Origin of the sequence: Pseudomonas sp. F(2018) (genome assembly GCF_005508865.1) — a bacterium.
GTDB lineage: Bacteria > Pseudomonadota > Gammaproteobacteria > Pseudomonadales > Pseudomonadaceae > Aquipseudomonas.
The window spans coordinates 1,314,041-1,329,370 of record NZ_SCOM01000001.1 but is presented as its reverse complement, the minus strand read 5'-3'; the positions used below and the strand labels follow the sequence as shown (position 1 = coordinate 1,329,370).

Here is a 15,330-nt window from a genome sequence, read left to right as displayed (position 1 = left end):
CTGCAGCTGCTCACGCTGCCGCCCGAACTGATCCAATCTAACCCATCAACGCGCCGGCTCACTCGGCGTGGAGGCGAAGCCATGAACACCACTTTCCTGCTGATGGCCCAGTACAACGGCGCTGCCATCATCCCGCTGGAGCGCGTCTGCGCGGACTACTTCAGCCACCTGACCCCCGAGAAGTTCCAGCAGAAGGTGCTGGCCGGCGCCATCGATCTGCCGATCGTGCGCATGGAGGGCAGCCAGAAGTCCGCCAAGGGCGTGGCGCTGACCGACCTGGCCACGTACCTGGACAACCAGCATCTGCGCGCCAAGGCCGAAAACGACAAGCTGCACGGCCGGCACATCAAGCGCGCCAGCTGATGGGGAGGTGCTACATCTCCCCCTTCCTCTCTATCCGCGCGCCCAGATCGACGGGCGCCGAGACGATCCGCTCCAGCCAACTCCACCCCGCATAGGGGTCCCCTCTCCCTCGCAGGTGCGTATAGCGCCGCAGCGAGTTCCAATCCCGGTGGCCCGACACGCTGGCCACGCGCGGAATATCCAACTCCATCTCGAATAACCGGCTCACCCCGTCGTGCCGCAGGTCGTGAAAGTGAAGATCCTCGATCCCGAGGAACTTGCACGCCTTCCGCCAGGCCGTGCCGATGGAATCACCGTTGTACGGGAAAATCTCCGGACAGGTCCGCGGCATCGATTCGATGATCCGCATGGCCTCGTCCGGCAGGTGGCACCACACGTCGTTGCCGATCTTCTGGCCGGGGTTCTTCATGTCCCGCACCAGCACCCGCTGGCCTGCAGTGTCGAGGTCATCCCAGCGAATGCGGGTGATCTCTTCCTGGCGACGGGTCGAGAAGATGGCGAACGCCATGACCTTGGGCATGTGGATGGCCGTCGGCTTCCACTTGAGCATGTCGAAGAAGTGCTCGAGCAGCCTGTCGAGTTCCCCGGCCTCCGGCCGCCGGTCGCGCTCTTTGCTGCGGCTGACGGCACCGAGCTTGCGTAGCACCTTGCGTGCGTCGCCAACGGCATGCGGGTCAATCTCGTAGCCCCAGGCCGGCCGGGCCACTGAAAGCACCGCGCCCAGGTGGGCCAGGTCGTTGCCAACCGTCTGCGGCTGGATGCCGCCGCCTTCCGACCCCATGCGCCATTGGGCAAACTCCACCAGCTTCTGGCTGGTGAGGTCGCGGTCGGCCACCTGGCCGAGCCAGGTCTTGCCGATGGCTTCTAGGCATTGCCGCTTGGTCTTGCCCAGCGGCCGGATGCGTTCGTACTCGTCCAAGTAACGATCGATGATGTCGGCGAGCAGCTCGCCCTGGCGGTTGGCTCTGGCGATGGCGCCTGGCTCTGCCAGCTCAGCCTCCCGCCGAGTGGCCCAGGCCTTGGCCGCCTGCTGCCGGTCGAATGTCTGGCTTTCCTGATAGACTTGCGCCCCATCGCGCATGATCCGGATCTGCGCCGTATAGCCGAACGAGCCGTCCTTGCGTTTCCGCTTCCTGATTGTCGCCATCGATTTGGTACATGAGTTATCGGGGTTGGTACGATGTACCAGCGACACGATGAAAACAAGCGGAAACGGTGGAAAACGGCGGTAAATCAGAAGTACCGCAATGCCCATAGAATCAGCATCAACACCAGCAACCACGCGACATACGGTGTCCCGCCGCTTCTCCGTGGCCCCGATGATGGACTGGACGGATCGTCACTGTCGTTACTTTCTGCGTCAGTTCTCCAGCCAGGCCCTGCTGTATACCGAGATGGTCACCACCGGAGCCCTGCTGCACAACGATGCCGCGCGCTTCCTGCGCTACGACGACTGCGAGCATCCGCTGGCCCTTCAACTGGGCGGCAGCAATCCGGCCGACCTAGCGGCCTGCGCACGCATGGCCGAGGAGCATGGCTACGACGAGGTCAACCTGAACGTCGGCTGCCCCAGCGACCGGGTGCAGAACAACATGATCGGCGCCTGCCTGATGGGCCATCCGCAGCTGGTGGCCGACTGCGTCAAGGCCATGCAGGACCAGGTGCAGATTCCGGTCACGGTCAAGCATCGCATCGGCATCAACGGCCGCGACAGCTATGCCGAACTCTGCGACTTCGTCGGCACGGTGCGTGACGCCGGCTGCACCAGCTTCACCGTGCATGCACGCATCGCCATCCTCGAAGGCCTGTCGCCCAAGGAGAATCGCGAGGTACCTCCGCTGCGCTACGAGGTGGCCGCGCAGCTCAAACGGGACTTCCCGGAACTGGAGATCATCCTCAACGGCGGCATCAAGACGCTCGAAGAGTGCCAACAGCATCTGCAGACCTTCGACGGCGTGATGCTGGGCCGCGAGGCCTATCACAACCCCTACCTGCTGGCCCAGGTCGACCAGCTGCTGTTCGGCCAGGACAAGCCGGTGATCAGCCGCGCCGAGGCCCTGACCCGCATGCGCCCCTACATCGAGCGGCACATCGCCGAGGGCGGCGCCATGCATCACATCACCCGCCATGTGCTGGGCCTGGCGCAAGGCTTTGCCGGTGCCCGGCGCTTCCGCCAGCTGCTATCGGTGGACGTGCACAAGACCCAGGATCCGCTGGCCCTGCTCGACCAGTCCATAGAACTGCTCATCGGCCACTGAAAAGCCCGCGCCAGACGTTGAAGCGGCCCGCTCGGCTCGGGTAAGGTCGAGGTCATGTAACGACAGGGCCTCGTCATGACCTCCAAGCTGGACCAACTCAAGCAGTTCACCACCGTGGTCGCCGACACCGGCGACCTCGACGCCATCAGCCGCCTCAAACCGGTCGATGCCACCACCAACCCTTCGCTATTGCTCAAGGCCGCCGCCCTGCCCCGCTACACCGAGCTGCTGGACCAGGCGGTCGGCGGTTGCGCCGGCGATCTTGGCCTGGCCTGCGATCGCTTCGGCGTGGCTGTCGGCCAGGAGATCCTCAAGGTGATTCCGGGGCGCATCTCCACCGAGGTGGACGCGCGCCTGTCCTTCGACACCCAGGCCACCCTGCGCCGCGCCGAGCGCATCATCGGCCTGTATGACCAGGCCGGCGTCGGTCGCGAGCGCGTGCTGATCAAGATCGCTTCGACCTGGGAAGGCATCCGCGCCGCGGAACAACTGGAAAAGGCCGGCATCCAGACCAACCTGACCCTGCTGTTCTCCTTCGCCCAGGCCGTGGCCTGCGCCGATGCCGGCGTGTTCCTCATCTCGCCCTTCGTCGGCCGCATCTACGACTGGTACAAGAAGGCCGAGGGCCGCGACTTCGTCGGCGCCGAGGACCCGGGCGTGAAGTCCGTCTCGCGCATCTACCAGTACTACAAGGCCAACGGCTATCCGACCGTGGTGATGGGCGCCAGCTTCCGCAACCTGGGGCAGATCGAGCAGTTGGCCGGCTGCGACCGCCTGACCATCAGTCCGGAGCTGCTGCAGCAGCTGGCCGACGACCAGGGCGAGCTGCCGCGCATCCTCACCGCAGGTTCCGGCGAGGCACGCCAGCCGCTGGACGAGAAGGGCTTCCGCTGGGCCATGAACGAAGACGCCATGGCCACCGAGAAGCTGGCCGAGGGCATCCGCCTGTTCGCCCGCGATCAGGAAAAGCTGGAAGCACTGCTCTCCGCGCGGCGCTGATCCGGGCGACAACGAAAAAGGGCGATCTCCCTGCGGATATCGCCCTTTTTTATGCCTCAGTGAATGCTCAGCTGCGTTCCAGCGCATTCACCAGATCATGGAAGGCCTCGCGGTTGGAGTCGTTGAGCCCCATGAGGATACGGTGCGCTTCCAGCACCTTGGCCTTCACCACCTCTTCCGACTGGTCCTGCGAAGGCAGGTCGCTCAGGCACTCCGGGCACGGAATCGGGCGGTCGACGATATTGAACACCTGATCGAAGCCCATCGACTGCAGCAGGCGCGTGATGTCCTCGTGGGTAGTGACCACGGTGGGCAGCAGGCCGATCTTTTGCCGGGACAGGATGGAGAGCTTGGCCAGCAGGCCAAGGGTGGTGCTATCGATACTGCGGGTTTCCGTCAGATCAATGACGATCGCCGAAAAATTCAACGCCGTGAAGATTTTCTCGATCGTTGCATCCAGCGCCGAACACAAGGTCAGGCGGACTTCACCGACAAACTTCAGGACGAAGGTACCGTCCTGCTCGGCGAACTGGATCCTACCGGGGCTATTCCCAGGATTCATGCAAGGTTCCTGCTCAACACCAGCAAGGCAATATCATCCGGCATATCACGCAGATTGGCCAGCCCGAACACCTGGCGCAACCCGTCGAGAGTGCCTCCAGCCTCGCTGATCAGTCTGGGCAGCGCGGCTTCCTTGTCTTTGAGCGTGTCGCCGGGCAAAAGGTCCAGAATACCGTCGGACATCAGACTCAGACTGAAGGACTGCGGCAGCTGCATGACCAGATCGCTGTAGGTGGCTTCCTCGAACAACCCCACCGGCAGGCCGCGGCCTTCCAGGTAGCTCGCCTGGCCTTCGCTGTACAACACCGGCAGGGGCAAATGGCCGCCAATGCTGTAGGTCAGCGTGCCGCTTTCCTCGTCGATCACGCCGCCGAGCATGGTCACGTGCTTGCCCAGCTTGCAATTGATCAGGCCGCGGTTGATATGCCCCAGCACATCGGAGGGCTTGAACTCGGGGAGGATGCCATTGCGCCGCCACTCGTAGAGCAGGCGCGTGGTCATGAACTTGAGCAGCACGGTGACGAAGGCCGAGGATGCGCCGTGGCCGGAGACATCGGCCAGATAGAAGGCGACGCGGCGCTCGTCCACCCGGAAGTAGTCGACAAAATCGCCAGACAGATACAGCGACGGGATGATCTGGTGGGAGAACTCCAGGCCATCCACCTGCCAGGGCGTCACCGGCAGCATGTTCATCTGCACCTGGCGCCCGGCGTTCTGGTCTTCCTGCAGCAGGTGCAGACTGGCCTGCAGCTCGCGGTTGGCGGCTTCCAGCTTCTCGCGGTAGCGCTGGTTCTCCAGGCGCAGCTGAGAGCGGTCCAGGGCGCGGCGAATCGAATGCTCGAGTACGGCCAGGTCTTCCAGCGGCTTGATCAGGTAATCGGCGGCGCCCAGGCGCAGGGCCTCGACCGCATCGCTCATCACCCCGGCACCGGACACCACGATGACCGGAACTTCGCTGTTGATCACATTGATCCGGCGAATCAGCTCGAGGCCGTCGATCTGCGGCATGCGCAGGTCGCAGATGATCACGTCGGGCTGTTCGCGCTCGAACACTTCCAGCCCTTGCAGCCCGTTTCCGGCCTGCAGGACCTGGAAACCGCTGTCGTCGAGGTAGGCCGCGAGACTCGCTCGCACCACCTCGTCATCATCGATAATCAGCAGCTTGGCGCTGGGTTTATGCATGGGCCATCCAGGCAAACGACGCCGGAGAGAAATTGAATTTGGCGTCCGGAACCAGGCAAAACACCTGTACTCGGACGATTCAAGGCGCAGACGGTACTCCCATCCGCCAGGCGATTCAAGCAGCCTGCCGATTGTCGCCGGGTGCCTTTACACCTCAAATCGACGGGGGTTATAAGACCCTCGGGGAGCGCCTTTACAACAAGAGGATAGGGTCCATGAGCCAGAACGATCGTGCCTACAGCGAGAAACGTGACTTCATCCGCATGCGACTGGAAACCCCGGTCATCCTTCACCACGCCGGCAAAGAAATTCCGGCCCAATGCCTCGACCTGTCCAGCACCGGCATGCAGGTAGAGGCCGACTGCCAGGTCGCCATGGGTGACCAGGTGAAAGTCCACATTCCTTCCGATCACAGCGAACTCAAGGGCCTGGAGGCCCAGACCGAAGTGGTGCGCATCATTCCACTGGAAAACGGTCGAACCTCCATCGGGTTGGCCATCCTGTCGATGAGCTGAGTCCGGTGACGGAAACGAAAAAGGCGGCCCAGGGGCCGCCTTTTTTCATGGCGTGAGGCGACTCAGAAGTCGTCCACCACCTCGCCGTCCTTGACGCGGAACTCGCGGTTCTGCAGGTAGGCGTTGCGGATGAAGATGTACTTGTCGCCGGTGACCATCTTCTCCGCCGACAGCAGGCTGGCACGGGTGTCGATCACATTGACCGCACGGGTGACGTTGCGGGTCGGCACGTGGTCGATGTAGGGGTACGGGCCGAGGTAGCCGTCCGGGATCTTGGCGCCGGCGTCACGCACGGTGCTCGGGCCGAGCAGCGGCAGCACCAGGTACGGGCCGCTGCCCAGGCCCCAGGCGCCGAGGGTCTGGCCGAAGTCCTCGTCGTTGCGTTGCAGGCCCATCTCGCTGGCCACGTCGAAGAAGCCGAGCAGGCCGAAGGTGGTGTTGAAGATCAGGCGGCTGCCATCGACACCGGCGTCATGCACCTTGCCCTGCAGCAGGTCGTTGGCCAGGTTGCCGACGTCGCCGATATTGCGGAACACGTTGTGCACGCCGTCCTCGAAGAACTGCGGGGTCACCGCCTGATAGCCCTTGGCGACGGGCTTCAGCGCATAGGTGTCGAGAGTATCGTTGAAACGGAAGATCGGGCGATTGAAGCCTTCCCAGGGATCCTCCTCCGCGGCCTGCGCCGCCAGCGGCAGTACGGCCAGCGCGGCGCAAGCGCACAGGCGGCTAAGGCGATCGAGCCACTCGATCATTCGCATTTGCAGTCTCCTCATCGCATCAGTAGTGTGGCGGCCCCGCGGCCGACCGAGAATTCGTTTAGGCCGCGCAGTATAAACATCGCCGCCTCGTATGGCAGCAGCATAGCGGACTCCAGCATGTCGGATAAACGCCTCCTCCATACCGCTCATATCCCCGTGCGCTGGGGCGACATGGACAACTACGGCCACGTCAACAACACCGTCTACCTGGAATACGTCCAGGAAGCACGGGTGGATTGGTTCGCCAGCGTCGGCATCGACATCGACCACGCCCCGCAGGGCCCGGTGGTGCTGCAGACCCTGCACACCTACCTGAAACCGGTGGTGCACCCGGCCACCCTGGTGGTCGAGCTGTACGCCGGCGCCGTGGGGCGCAGCAGCCTGGTGGTGGAACACCGCCTGAGCACCCTGGAAGACCCGCACACCTGCTATGGCGAGGGCTACTGCAAGCTGGTGTGGATCGACCACGGCAGCAATACCTCGGTCGCCGTGCCGGACGACGTACGCCAGGTAATGGGCGCATAAGCCGTCACCGGAACGTCACAGGCGCTCGCTACCCTGCCCCGAATCCGTAGGGAAGCGAGTCTCCATGCCTGAGCCACAGTTCACCGCCCTGCTCTTCGGCCTGACCGGCTGCCTGGTCGACCACGGCGCCCGTACCCTACCGATCGCCCTGCAACACAGCGGCATCGCCGACCCACAGGATCCCGGACTGCTGCCCGCCCTGCTAGCCAGCGCCGCCGAGCGCGCGGAAGCCTTGCCGGGCGTGACCGAGCTGCTGCAGCGCCTGCACAACCAACGCGTGGCGCATGCCTGGCTGGACGAGCTGCCCGCCGAGGTGACTCGCCAGCTGGCCGGCGCCCTGCCCCCGACGATACCCGTCGCCGATACCGGCAATGCGCGCCCCTGGCCGGCGCCGGACGCCATCTGGCAGGCGCTCGGCCAGCTGCGGGTGGAACGCCTGGACGGCTGCGTGCTGATCGCCAGCGAGCCGCGCCTGTTGCAGGCCGGGCTGAACGCCGGGCTGTGGTGCATCGGCCTGGCCACCTGCGGCTCGCTGTGCGGCCTGGCCCTGGGCGACTGGCAGGCGCTGTCCGCCATCGAGCGCGAGAAGCTGCGTGCCCAGGCCACCCTGGAGCTCTATCGCCTTGGAGCCCATTCGGTGATCGACCACCCCGGCGAGCTGCCGGCCTGCCTGCGCGACCTGGCCGTGCGCCGCAGCAAGGGCGAAAAACCCTGACACCCAAAACTTGCCCTGGATCAGGCAGGGCGCGGCGGCCTGGATTAACCTTCAGCTAGAGGGAGCGAACCCGGGCGCCCTGCTCGGGTCAACTCTGCGGTAGCCAAGAAGGAGACGACCATGTCCGTACGCCTGCAGCAACACTTCCAGCAACTGCGCGAGGAACTTGCCATCGAGGGCCCGCTGGACGCGGATGACCGCGCCGCGCTGCTCGAACTGATGCAGGAGATCGACCTGAAACTGGCCCAGGAACTGGCCAGCGACCCCGACGCCACCCTGGTGGACGGCGTCAACCTGGCGGTGGAGCGCTTCGAGAGCCAGCACCCGACCCTCACCGGCACCCTGCGCAATATCCTGCAGAGCCTGGCCAATATGGGCATCTAGCCCCGCAGAATGAAAAAAGCCCGCATTACGCGGGCTTTTTCGTTACTGGCGAACCAGTCGGCGATTGTCCGGGCTGACCGGCCCGGTGCTGCGGTAGGGGTTGATATCCAGCCCGCCGCGGCGCACATAGCGGGCATGGACGGTCAGCTTCGCCGGCTTGAGCAGGCGCTGCAGGTCGAGGAACACCCGCTCCACGCACTGCTCGTGGAAGTCCTGATGCTGGCGAAAGCTCACCACGTAGGCCAGCAGGCTGGCCGCATCCAGACGCGGGCCACTGTACTCGACCACCAGGGTGCCCCAGTCCGGCTGACCGGTGACCGGGCAGTTGGACTTGAGCAGATGGCTGTACAGGGTTTCCTCCACCGCCTCATCGACGTCGCAACGCAGCAGCTCCGGGCGCGGATGGGCATAGTCGCTGACACTGACTTCCAGATCGTCGACGCAGCGCCCCGCCAGCACGGCCATGCCCTCGGCGGCCACCTCGTCCAGGCCGCGCACGCGCACCACTACCGGCGCGCTGGCGCAGGCCGACAGGTCGCGCGCCAGCACCGCCTCGACCTCGGCGCGGTCGGCGTAGGCGGTCTGGTTAAGCGAGTTGAGGTAGAGCTTGAACGACTTGGACTCGATGATGTTCGGCGAATCGGCCGGAATGGCGAACTCGCCGATGGCCACCACCGGCTTGCCGGAAGGGGTCAGCCAGGACAGCTCGTAGCAGTTCCAGAAGTCCACGCCTTGGTAGGGCAAGGTGCTGGCCGTCAGCCCCAGTTCGGCCCACTTGGTGGTGCGGGAGATGGGGAACAGCAGCTCGGGAGCGTACTGGGAAACGTATTCGCTGGACTTGCCCAGCGGCGAGTGTTCGGCGGGGTGCTGCATAAGGGCGGCCTGGAAAGCGGAAAAACGGCGGGCATTGTACCCCATGCTCGCCGCCCTCTCGTCCCCCGTAGCCCGGATGCAATCCGGGAGGCAGGCAACTCCGCTCCCGGATTGCATCCGGGCTACTTGGCCCTCTCCCTTAGTGGAGAGTCGGCTCACAGCCAGAACTTCAGGCCCAGCACCCAGGCGCCCTCCTCGTCGTGCTCGCCATCGGCGCGCAACCAGTCACCCGAGCGGCCATAGGTCTTCTCCCAGACATAGCCGGCATAAGGCGAGAACTGCGGACTGACCCGGTAGTGCAGGCGCAGCCCGGCCTCCAGGGTGCTGCCGCCGGCGCCGATGCCCAGGTCGCGGTCATCGTCCAGCGCCAGGTCGTACTCCAGCTTGGGCTCCAAGGCCCAACGCTGGGTCAGCAACAGCTCGTACTCGGCCTCGACGCGCAGCGAGGCGTCGCCGCGCTCGCTGAGAAACAGGTTGGCGTCCAGCTCGATCCACTGCGGCGCCAGGCCCTTGAGGCCGAGCACCGCATAGCTGCGCGCCGGCCCCGGCTGGTCGTCGTGGCGCAGACCGGCCTGCCAGTCGAAGAACTCGGAGGCCATGCGCCGATACAGCAGCTGGGTCTCGCTGGAGTCGGTCGGCCCGCCGTCGGCGCGTTCACCGCTACTTTTCAGCACCGCCTTGTGCAGGTCGTTGCCGTAGGTGGCCTCCAGCTCCCAGGCCAGGGCCTGGTCGTCGCCGTCGAAGCGTTGCTCCAGGTGATCGACGGCCAGCTTGGCCACCGGCATGGCGTCCATATGCTGTTCCATGGCCAGCGCCGGAGTGGCGAATAGCAGACCGAGGACGATGTTAGTGGTGCGCATGTTCGCTCTCCTTGGCAGCCGGCTGCTCGTTGTAGAACGGCTGGGCGCTGCCATCTGCCTGCTCCACCACGATCTTGCGGAACATGCCGCTGGCCATGTGGTAGATCAGGTGGCAGTGAAAGGCCCACTCGCCCATTGCATCCACCGGCACATCCACTTCCAGGCTCTGCCCGGGCGCGACGTTGACCACGTGCTTGAGCGGGTTGAAGCGGCCGTTGCCCTTGTCCAGCTGCATCCACATGCCATGCAGGTGCATGGGGTGGTTCATCATGGTCTGGTTGACGAAGCGGAAGCGCACCCGCTCGCCGTACTTGAGGCGGATCGGCTCGGCCTCGGAGTACTTCACGCCGTCGAACGACCAGAAGTAGCGCTCCATGTTGCCGGTCAGCTTCATCTCGATGGTGCGATCCGGTGCGCGGTAGCCGGAGGCCGGACGCATGGCCTTGAGGTCGCCGTAGACCAGCACGCGTCCGCCATCCACCGGCTCGGGGGCTATGCCACTGCCGGCCGCATAGTCCGGGTTGCCGGCAGGTGCCATGGCCGAATGATCCATACCGGCCATCGAGGAATGATCCATACCCGCCATCTGCGAGTGATCCATGCCCTTCATGGCCGAATGGTCCATCCCCGCCATCGCGCCGTGGTCCATGCCTGCCATGTCGTGGCTCATGCCCATGTCGGCCATGCTCAGCAGGCGCGGCGCCCGCAGCGGCGGCGCCTCGGCGCGCATACCTGCACGCGGCGCCAGGGTGGCCAGGGCCTGGCCACGGCGGTCCATGGATTCGGCGACCAGGGCGTAGGCCTTGTCTTCCTTGGGCTGGACGATCACGTCGTAGGTCTCGGCCACCGCCATGCGCAGCTGGTCGACCACCACCGGCTGCACGTCGTTGCCGTCGGCCTGCACCACGGTCAGCGGCACGCCGGGAATGCGCAGGTCGAAATAGCTCATGCCCGAGCCGTTGATGATGCGCAGGCGCACCCGCTCCCCCGGCTTGAACAGCGCGGTCCAGTTCTGCTCGGCGTCACGGCCGTTGACCAGGAAGCGGAAGCCGCCGACATCGGCGATATCGGTCTTGGCCATGCGCATGTTGCCCCAGTCCCAGCGGTCCCTGACCGTGGCTCCCAGGCCGTCGCGGGCCACATCGCGGAAGAAGTCGCCCACCGTCTGCTGCTGGTCGTTGTAGTAGTCGGCCTGCTTCTTCAGGTTGGCCAGGGTGCGCTCGGGCTTCTCGTCCTGCCAGTCGAACAGCAGCACCGTGTACTCGCGGTCGTAGCGATACGGCTCGCGCCCCTTGGGCTCGATGATCAGCGGGCCGTACAGGCCCTCCTGCTCCTGGAAGTCGGCATGGGCGTGGTACCAGTAGGTGCCGGACTGGTTGAGGGTGAAGCGGTAGGTGAAGGTCTTGCCCGGCGCGATGCCGGGGAAGCTGATGCCCGGTACGCCGTCCTGGGTATAGGGCAGGATGATCCCGTGCCAGTGCAGCGCGGTCATGCGATCCAGTTTGTTGGTGACGGCGATCTCGACTTCCTCGCCTTCCTTGAAGCGCAGCTCCGGCGCCGGGCTCTGGCCGTTGATGGTCAGCGCCGGGCGGCTGCCGTCACTGAAGCGCACCTCGCCCTCGTCGATCACCAGCTCGTAGCGCCCGGCCTGGGCGCCCAGGCTCAGACCGAGCAGCGCGCACAGCAGCAGGCGCCTCACGGCTGCACGTCCAGCTTGCCAGCCATGCCAGCCTGGTAGTGACCCGGCAGGTTGCAGGCGAACTCCAGACCGGTGGCCTGCTTGAAGGTCCAGGTCAGCTCGGCGCTCTTGCCGGCGGGGATCATCACGGTGTTGGGGTCGTCATGGGCCATCTTGCCGTGGTCCATGCCGGCCATGTCCTGGCCCATCTTCGAGTGATCCATGGCCTGGATGCCGTTCTCACCGATCATGCCCATCTGCTGCATCATCAGCATGTGCTTCTGGTGCTCGGCGTGCATGGCGGCATCGCCCAGGCTGAACTCGTGGAGCAGGCTGCCCTGGTTCTTCAGTACGAAGCGCACCGTCTCGCCAGCCTTGACCTGCACCGAGGCTGGTTCGTAATACATGTCGCCAAGGATGATCTCGACGGTGCGGCCGGCCTTGGCCGCGTCGGCCGGCTGACCGAAGGCGAAGTGGCCTGCGTCGGCCAGGGCCGGCAGGCTGAAGGCACAGAGCAGCGGCAGGAACAAGCGTGCGGACATGGTCAAACTCCCTCGTGGTGGTGTCGCCACTCTAGAGGGCCGCCGCTGGCGCTAAGCTGACGCGAAGATTACATCTTTGTCAGCTTGGCCACGCCCACCCCTGTCCTGACGTATAAAGCCGACTGTCGATGCCGCGAGTCCCCAGCTGTGAGCCCCACATGAAACTGCTGATTGTCGAAGACGAACCCAAGACCGGCCAATACCTGCGCCAGGGCCTGGCCGAGGCCGGCTTCACCGTGGAACTGGCCCAGGATGGCCTGAGCGGCGAGCACCTGGCGCTCTCCGGCGACTTCGACCTGCTGATCCTCGACGTGATGCTGCCCGGTCGCGACGGCTGGCAGATCCTGGCCGGCGTGCGTGCGGCAGGCCTCGGCGTGCCGGTGCTATTTCTGACCGCCCGGGACGCCGTGGAAGACCGGGTGCGCGGCCTGGAAGCCGGCGCCGACGACTACCTGGTCAAGCCCTTCGCCTTCACCGAACTGCTGGCGCGGGTCCGCAGCCTGCTGCGGCGCGGCAACGGCGCGCCGCAGGAACATCAGCTGCAGCTGGCCGACCTGTCCCTCGACCTGCTGCGCCGCCGCGCGGAGCGCGCCGGCAAACGCATCGAGCTGACCGCCAAGGAGTTCGCTCTGCTGGAACTGCTGCTACGCCGCCAGGGCGAGGTGCTGCCCAAGTCGCTGATCGCCTCGCAGGTGTGGGACATGAATTTCGACAGCGACACCAACGTCATCGAGGTGGCCATCCGCCGCCTGCGCGCCAAGGTCGACGAGGGCTTCTCCGCGCCGCTGATCCATACGGTGCGCGGCATGGGCTATGTGCTGGAGGCACGCACCTGATGTCCCTCGCCAACCGCTTAGCCCTGCTGTTCGCCGCCTGCGCCGCCGCCGTGGCGCTGGTCGCCGGCGCCTTGTTCACCCGCGCCAGCGAGGCGCACTTCGTCGAGCTGGATCAGCAGCAGCTGCAGGGCAAGCTGGCGGTGTTCGCCGAGCTGCTGCAGGGTGTGACCGATAGCGAGAGCCTGGCCGCGCGCCGACCACAGCTGGAGCAGGAGCTGCAGCGTCACCCCGAGCTGGCCCTGCGCATCCAGGGCGCGGACGGCCAGCAGTGGTTCACCAGCCAGCCACTGCTCGCCCATCTGCCGCAAGGCGACGCACAGATCGGCCGCTGGCAGCACCAGGGCACCGATTTTCGCGTGATCGAGGAGCGGCTGGAGGGCGGTCTGCGCCTCAGCCTGCTGCTGGACATCACCCACCACCAGCACTTCCTGGCCCGGATGCAGCGCCTGATCTGGTTTTGCGTCGGCCTCTCGGCCCTGGCCACCGCCCTGCTCGGCGCCTGGGTCGCCCGCCGCGGTCTGCGCCCGCTGCGGCAGATGACCGATGTGGCGCGCCAGGTCTCGGCGCAGTCGCTGACCGCTCGCCTGCCACTGGAGGGCATTCCCAGCGAACTGAGCGAGCTGGGCGAGGCCTTCAACGCCATGCTGGCGCGCCTGGAAGACGCCTTCGCGCGGCTCTCGGCCTTCTCCGCCGACATCGCCCACGAGCTGCGCACGCCGTTGTCCAACCTGCTAACCCAGACCCAGGTCATCCTCGGCCAGCCGCGCGAGCTGGAGGAGTACCGCGAGGCCCTGCACTCCAACCTGGAGGAATTGCAGCACCTGGCGCAGATGGTCGGCGACATGCTCCTGCTGGCCAAGGCCGATAACGGCCTGCTGCAGACCCGGCTTGAGCCGCTGCAGCTGGAAAGCGAGCTGGCGGCGCTGGCCGACTACTTCGCGCCGCTGGCCGAGGAGGCCGGCGTAAGTATCCAGATCGAGGCGACCGGCAGTCTCACGGCCGACCGCCTGCTGCTGCGCCAGGCCCTGTCCAACCTGATCGACAACGCCCTGCGCTTCACCCCGGCCGGCGGCGAGCTGCGCCTGAGCGCGACGCCGACGCGAACCGAGGTGGCCAACCAGGGCGCGGAAATCCCCTTTGATCTGCGCGAGCGCCTGTTCGACCGCTTCTACCGCGCCGACCCGGCCCGCCGCGAGGGTGGCGCCGAGCACGCCGGCCTGGGCCTGGCCATCGCCCGTTCCATCGTCCAGGCCCATGGCGGCAAACTGCACTGCGAGTCAGCGAGCGGCTGGACGCGCTTCATCATCGAGCTGCCGCGCTAGTCGGCCACGCAGCCCACCGTCAGCTGCAACGGCGCGCTGGGGTAACTGCCACTGCTGTGGGTGGCGGTGCAGATCACTGGCGGCAGAGTGCGCAGGAAGTCCGGATCGGGCTGCCCCTGCACCGGCCCGCTTAGCGGCAGACTGAGGCTGATGTTCTCCCCGGGCCCCAGGCGCAGCGGACTGCCGTTGACGTTGCCGACCACGGTGAAGCGGTTGGGGTTGCGGATATCCAGCAGGCGCAGGGTCGGAGAGGCGCCGGCGAACAACTCCTCCAGGCGCATGCCCGGCCAGCTGGGCCGGCCCTGGCACTCATAGGCATTGGCCAGGGTACGGCTCAGGTCGGGGTTGACCACCGTCACCTGGCGGTCCAGGTCGATGCGGCCGATGGAGCCGGCCACCCCGGCCCGCTCGCCGTCGGTGTCTATCACTTCGCTGCGGAAGGCGATGGTGCTGGTCTGCTGGATCACGAAGCTGCGCTCGCCCTCGTGCTGGAAGATGCCGGTGGCGTCCGCCAGCGGTGGGTCGGGCTCGGGCGTGACCTGGATGCGCGCGCTCAGGCTGGGCTGGCAGCCCTGGTTGCTCGGCGCCGCGCACTCGGTGAGCCGGCGGCGCTCGTCGGCGATGGCCCGGCAGTCGTTGCAGAAGCCGTCCAGGCAGATCGCCCCGCCTCCACCGCACTCGGAGCTCACAGTGCAGCTCTGCAGCGCCGGCGTATTGCCGTTGGCGAAGCGACAGAAGCCCGGATGGTGTGGCCGTCGGGTGTCCCAGGCGATCACCACGGTGTCACCGGGGCAGGCCAGGCTGGGCTCGGCGCTGAGCACCGCGCCGGGCATGCCGGCGATGGCAGAGCGGTCGAGGGTGCAGCCGTGCAGGGCGAACAGCCCAGCGGCGAGAAATGGACGAAGCGAGCGCGGCGTCATGGTCGGTGCCTCCCTGCGGGCGATGCCTACTTCTAGGCA

General features: G+C 66.0%; 18 protein-coding genes. 9 read left to right on the top strand and 9 right to left on the bottom strand.

Going from position 1 to position 15,330, the window contains the following annotated elements; genetic code table 11:
- Positions 1-81: 81 nt before the first annotated feature.
- Positions 82-363 carry a pyocin activator PrtN family protein gene (locus tag FFS62_RS06550; RefSeq protein ID WP_137971972.1) on the top strand — a complete coding sequence of 94 codons (282 nt, stop codon included), beginning with the start codon at positions 82-84 and terminating at the stop codon, positions 361-363.
- 10 nt (positions 364-373) lie between these two features.
- Here the strand turns inward: FFS62_RS06550 and FFS62_RS06545 are convergent, their stop codons facing one another.
- Positions 374-1,510, bottom strand: a complete 1,137-nt coding sequence (locus FFS62_RS06545) for a site-specific integrase (protein ID WP_137972246.1) — start codon at positions 1,508-1,510, stop codon at positions 374-376.
- Positions 1,511-1,610: 100 nt separating this feature from the next.
- Here FFS62_RS06545 and dusA point away from each other — a divergent pair, with 100 nt between their 5' ends.
- Both dusA and tal read left to right on the top strand, forming a co-directional pair.
- Positions 1,611-2,621, top strand: coding sequence for a tRNA dihydrouridine(20/20a) synthase DusA (dusA, locus tag FFS62_RS06540; protein WP_137971971.1), 1,011 nt, complete (start codon positions 1,611-1,613; stop codon positions 2,619-2,621).
- Between the two features lie 75 nt (positions 2,622-2,696).
- On the top strand, positions 2,697-3,620 hold the full coding sequence (tal, locus tag FFS62_RS06535) for a transaldolase (protein WP_137971970.1): 924 nt from the start codon (positions 2,697-2,699) through the stop codon (positions 3,618-3,620).
- A gap of 67 nt (positions 3,621-3,687) precedes the next feature.
- On the opposite strand, the gene rssC is transcribed toward tal, so the two are convergent.
- Both rssC and rssB read right to left on the bottom strand, forming a co-directional pair.
- Positions 3,688-4,182 (bottom strand): anti-sigma factor antagonist RssC, encoded by a 495-nt coding sequence (rssC, locus tag FFS62_RS06530; protein WP_137971969.1) that lies wholly within the window; start codon positions 4,180-4,182, stop codon positions 3,688-3,690.
- Entirely contained in the window at positions 4,179-5,363 is a 1,185-nt protein-coding gene (gene rssB, locus FFS62_RS06525) for a two-component system response regulator RssB (protein ID WP_137971968.1), read from the bottom strand. Before rssB ends, rssC begins: the two co-directional genes overlap by 4 nt.
- 215 nt (positions 5,364-5,578) lie before the next feature.
- Here rssB and FFS62_RS06520 point away from each other — a divergent pair, with 215 nt between their 5' ends.
- Positions 5,579-5,878, top strand: coding sequence for a PilZ domain-containing protein (locus FFS62_RS06520; protein WP_137971967.1), 300 nt, complete (start codon positions 5,579-5,581; stop codon positions 5,876-5,878).
- Between the two features lie 62 nt (positions 5,879-5,940).
- Here FFS62_RS06520 and FFS62_RS06515 read toward each other — a convergent pair whose 3' ends face one another.
- Entirely contained in the window at positions 5,941-6,636 is a 696-nt protein-coding gene (locus FFS62_RS06515) for a VacJ family lipoprotein (protein WP_137971966.1), read from the bottom strand.
- Between the two features lie 117 nt (positions 6,637-6,753).
- On the opposite strand from FFS62_RS06515, the gene FFS62_RS06510 reads away from it, so the two are divergent.
- The 3 genes from FFS62_RS06510 (at position 6,754) to FFS62_RS06500 (ending at position 8,260) form a co-directional block, all read left to right on the top strand.
- Entirely contained in the window at positions 6,754-7,161 is a 408-nt protein-coding gene (locus FFS62_RS06510; RefSeq protein ID WP_137971965.1) for a thioesterase family protein, read from the top strand.
- A gap of 64 nt (positions 7,162-7,225) precedes the next feature.
- On the top strand, positions 7,226-7,876 hold the full coding sequence (locus FFS62_RS06505) for an HAD family phosphatase (protein WP_137971964.1): 651 nt from the start codon (positions 7,226-7,228) through the stop codon (positions 7,874-7,876).
- Between the two features lie 120 nt (positions 7,877-7,996).
- Positions 7,997-8,260: a DUF4404 family protein gene (locus FFS62_RS06500; RefSeq protein ID WP_137971963.1), complete on the top strand. Its 264-nt coding sequence runs from the start codon at positions 7,997-7,999 to the stop codon at positions 8,258-8,260.
- A gap of 42 nt (positions 8,261-8,302) precedes the next feature.
- Here the strand turns inward: FFS62_RS06500 and queF are convergent, their stop codons facing one another.
- From queF to FFS62_RS06480, 4 genes are all read right to left on the bottom strand, one after another.
- The gene (queF, locus tag FFS62_RS06495) at positions 8,303-9,133 is read right to left on the bottom strand and encodes an NADPH-dependent 7-cyano-7-deazaguanine reductase QueF (RefSeq protein WP_137972245.1); all 831 of its coding nucleotides are present in this window, start codon (positions 9,131-9,133) and stop codon (positions 8,303-8,305) included.
- Positions 9,134-9,288: 155 nt separating this feature from the next.
- Positions 9,289-9,993 (bottom strand): copper resistance protein B, encoded by a 705-nt coding sequence (locus FFS62_RS06490; protein WP_137971962.1) that lies wholly within the window; start codon positions 9,991-9,993, stop codon positions 9,289-9,291.
- Positions 9,980-11,692, bottom strand: coding sequence for a copper resistance system multicopper oxidase (locus FFS62_RS06485; RefSeq protein ID WP_137971961.1), 1,713 nt, complete (start codon positions 11,690-11,692; stop codon positions 9,980-9,982). The genes FFS62_RS06490 and FFS62_RS06485 overlap by 14 nt, the downstream gene beginning before the upstream one ends.
- Positions 11,689-12,213: a plastocyanin/azurin family copper-binding protein gene (locus tag FFS62_RS06480; protein ID WP_137971960.1), complete on the bottom strand. Its 525-nt coding sequence runs from the start codon at positions 12,211-12,213 to the stop codon at positions 11,689-11,691. The genes FFS62_RS06485 and FFS62_RS06480 overlap by 4 nt, the downstream gene beginning before the upstream one ends.
- 158 nt (positions 12,214-12,371) lie before the next feature.
- On the opposite strand from FFS62_RS06480, the gene FFS62_RS06475 reads away from it, so the two are divergent.
- Together FFS62_RS06475 and FFS62_RS06470 are read left to right on the top strand one after the other, a co-directional pair.
- Positions 12,372-13,049, top strand: a complete 678-nt coding sequence (locus FFS62_RS06475) for a heavy metal response regulator transcription factor (RefSeq protein ID WP_137971959.1) — start codon at positions 12,372-12,374, stop codon at positions 13,047-13,049.
- Positions 13,049-14,371: a heavy metal sensor histidine kinase gene (locus tag FFS62_RS06470; protein WP_137971958.1), complete on the top strand. Its 1,323-nt coding sequence runs from the start codon at positions 13,049-13,051 to the stop codon at positions 14,369-14,371. Before FFS62_RS06475 ends, FFS62_RS06470 begins: the two co-directional genes overlap by 1 nt.
- On the opposite strand, the gene FFS62_RS06465 is transcribed toward FFS62_RS06470, so the two are convergent.
- A complete protein-coding gene (locus FFS62_RS06465) occupies positions 14,368-15,291 on the bottom strand; it encodes a hypothetical protein (RefSeq protein ID WP_137971957.1) in 924 nt (307 codons plus the stop codon). The genes FFS62_RS06470 and FFS62_RS06465 overlap by 4 nt on opposite strands.
- Positions 15,292-15,330: the final 39 nt, after the last annotated feature.

Excerpts from the sequence above, each read along its gene's own strand:
- tal (WP_137971970.1), top strand. The coding sequence starts at position 2,697 with ATGACCTCCAAGCTGGACCAACTCAAGCAGTTCACCACCGTGGTCGCC.
- FFS62_RS06505 (WP_137971964.1), top strand. The coding sequence starts at position 7,226 with ATGCCTGAGCCACAGTTCACCGCCCTGCTCTTCGGCCTGACCGGCTGC.
- FFS62_RS06500 (WP_137971963.1), top strand. The coding sequence starts at position 7,997 with ATGTCCGTACGCCTGCAGCAACACTTCCAGCAACTGCGCGAGGAACTT.
- FFS62_RS06550 (WP_137971972.1), top strand. The coding sequence starts at position 82 with ATGAACACCACTTTCCTGCTGATGGCCCAGTACAACGGCGCTGCCATC.
- queF (WP_137972245.1), bottom strand. The coding sequence starts at position 9,133 with ATGCAGCACCCCGCCGAACACTCGCCGCTGGGCAAGTCCAGCGAATAC.
- FFS62_RS06470 (WP_137971958.1), top strand. The coding sequence starts at position 13,049 with ATGTCCCTCGCCAACCGCTTAGCCCTGCTGTTCGCCGCCTGCGCCGCC.
- FFS62_RS06490 (WP_137971962.1), bottom strand. The coding sequence starts at position 9,993 with ATGCGCACCACTAACATCGTCCTCGGTCTGCTATTCGCCACTCCGGCG.
- FFS62_RS06480 (WP_137971960.1), bottom strand. The coding sequence starts at position 12,213 with ATGTCCGCACGCTTGTTCCTGCCGCTGCTCTGTGCCTTCAGCCTGCCG.
- FFS62_RS06515 (WP_137971966.1), bottom strand. The coding sequence starts at position 6,636 with ATGCGAATGATCGAGTGGCTCGATCGCCTTAGCCGCCTGTGCGCTTGC.
- FFS62_RS06520 (WP_137971967.1), top strand. The coding sequence starts at position 5,579 with ATGAGCCAGAACGATCGTGCCTACAGCGAGAAACGTGACTTCATCCGC.
- FFS62_RS06465 (WP_137971957.1), bottom strand. The coding sequence starts at position 15,291 with ATGACGCCGCGCTCGCTTCGTCCATTTCTCGCCGCTGGGCTGTTCGCC.
- rssC (WP_137971969.1), bottom strand. The coding sequence starts at position 4,182 with ATGAATCCTGGGAATAGCCCCGGTAGGATCCAGTTCGCCGAGCAGGAC.
- FFS62_RS06510 (WP_137971965.1), top strand. The coding sequence starts at position 6,754 with ATGTCGGATAAACGCCTCCTCCATACCGCTCATATCCCCGTGCGCTGG.
- rssB (WP_137971968.1), bottom strand. The coding sequence starts at position 5,363 with ATGCATAAACCCAGCGCCAAGCTGCTGATTATCGATGATGACGAGGTG.
- FFS62_RS06545 (WP_137972246.1), bottom strand. The coding sequence starts at position 1,510 with ATGGCGACAATCAGGAAGCGGAAACGCAAGGACGGCTCGTTCGGCTAT.
- dusA (WP_137971971.1), top strand. The coding sequence starts at position 1,611 with ATGCCCATAGAATCAGCATCAACACCAGCAACCACGCGACATACGGTG.
- FFS62_RS06475 (WP_137971959.1), top strand. The coding sequence starts at position 12,372 with ATGAAACTGCTGATTGTCGAAGACGAACCCAAGACCGGCCAATACCTG.